The following is a 1659-nucleotide window of genomic DNA, read 5'->3' on the forward strand; positions in this document are numbered from 1 at the left end:
GGCGCTTGCTCGATGGCGCGCGGGCGGTGAACCAGGCGGCGGATATGTTGAGCAAGGGCAGCCGGGCGCTGAGCGACAACACGGCGCGGTTCCAGCTGGGTTGAGGGGCGGCCTACAGCGCAATGGATAGATGTCCTATCATGAGCATCTATTCATAAACGGTGAAGCAATGCCATGAGAGACCTGCCACCCACCTCGACATTGCGCGCCTTTGAGGTTGCCACACGCCACGCAACCTTCACTTCGGCTTCAGAAGAGTTGCATGTCACCCAGAGTGCCGTCAGCCATCAGCTCAAACACCTTGAAGAACTCTGGGGGTTGCAGTTGTTCCAGCGGGGCAAGTCACTCAGCCTGACGCCTGCCGGAGCAGCCCTTGCGCCGATCGTGCGCGAGTTTTTCATGAACCTTGAGGCGACACTCGCGGACCTGCGCGAGCAAAAGGGCAGGGTCCGGCTCAAGGTCAGTACCACCTATTCCTTCGCGCTGAAATGGCTGCTGCCCCGATTGCCGAGCCTGGCCCAACGGCACCCTGAAATATTGGTCACCCTCGACTCCAGCGACAAGATCATCAACTTTTCAAGCGCGGAGGCTGATGTTGCGATCCGCCTGGGCAACGGGAATTACCCGGCGCTGTACTCGGAGTTCCTGTTCCGCGAGCAGATTTTTCCGGTGGCCAGTCCCGATCTGTTGAAGCGCTTTGGCCGGCCACACACACCCGCCGAACTGCTGCGCTATCCCTTGCTGATGCGCGACGGCGCCGACCTGGTGCCGAAGTGGGAAGTATGGTTCCAGCACGTCGGGCTCGCGATTGCGCCGCTCAAGGAAAGTGTCAGGTTTGCGGACACCAACATGACGATCGAGGCGGCTTTGCTCGGCCAGGGCATTGCATTGGCGCGCAGTGGGCATGTGGAGTCAGAGCTGAGCGATGGCAGCCTGGTGAGGCTGTTCGATGTGCCGTTCCCGTCACCGGTCGCTTATTACTTTGTCTGCCCCAAAGGCATCGAGTCCCAGCCGCATATCGTCAGCTTTCGTGATTGGCTGATGCAGGAAGCCGTAAACGCCGGACTGGCTTACGAATAAAGCATGAGGATTTGCTCATTATTCAATGAGCAGACTTCGCTTCAGTTAAGGCGCCGGTTTGCTTAGGATGGGCGCATGCCTTATCCCATTATTCTCCTGGTCCTCTTCGCCGCCTTACTGCACGCCAGTTGGAATGCGCTGCTGCGTGGCGGCGCCGACCGGCTCTGGTCGATGACGGTGATGTGCCTGGCGGTCGCTATCGCCAGTGGCGGCGTTGCGGTGTTCCTGGACCCTCCGGCGCCAGCCAGCTGGTTTTATGTGGTGCTGTCAGCGGTGCTGCACGTGGGCTACAACCTGTTCCTGGTGCGTAGCTACAAAGTCGGAGACCTGGGGCAGACCTATCCGATTTCACGGGGCTCCTCGCCGGTGCTGATCACCCTGGGTGCCGCCGTGTTTGCCGGGGAGAGTGTCTCGGCCAGCTCGCTTCTGGGCATTGCCCTGGTGTCGGGCGGCATCATTTCCCTGGCGTTCAGGGGGCGCCGGCTCGCCGTTCCCAGCCTGCCATACGCCCTGGGCACCGGCTGTTTCATTGCCGCCTACAGCGTGACAGACGGCATCGGCGCGCGCCTGTCGGGTGCG

1 protein-coding gene and 1 pseudogene are annotated in these 1659 nt (G+C 61.1%); both read left to right on the plus strand.

The window, feature by feature from the left end; translation table 11 throughout:
• Positions 1 to 174 precede the first annotated feature (174 nt).
• The gene (gene gcvA / locus HX846_RS34600) at positions 175 to 1080 is read left to right on the plus strand and encodes a transcriptional regulator GcvA (RefSeq protein WP_087693730.1); all 906 of its coding nucleotides are present in this window, start codon (positions 175 to 177) and stop codon (positions 1078 to 1080) included.
• 75 nt (positions 1081 to 1155) lie between these two features.
• Positions 1156 to 1659: pseudogene (locus HX846_RS34605) on the plus strand (EamA family transporter); the annotation flags it as partial.

It is taken from the genome of Pseudomonas sp. K5002 (assembly GCF_013386655.1).
In the GTDB taxonomy this organism is placed as follows: Bacteria; Pseudomonadota; Gammaproteobacteria; order Pseudomonadales; family Pseudomonadaceae; genus Aquipseudomonas.

What these genes read in the sequence shown, in the direction of transcription:
- gcvA (WP_087693730.1), top strand. Translation starts at nt 175, where the DNA reads ATGAGAGACCTGCCACCCACCTCGACATTGCGCGCCTTTGAGGTTGCC.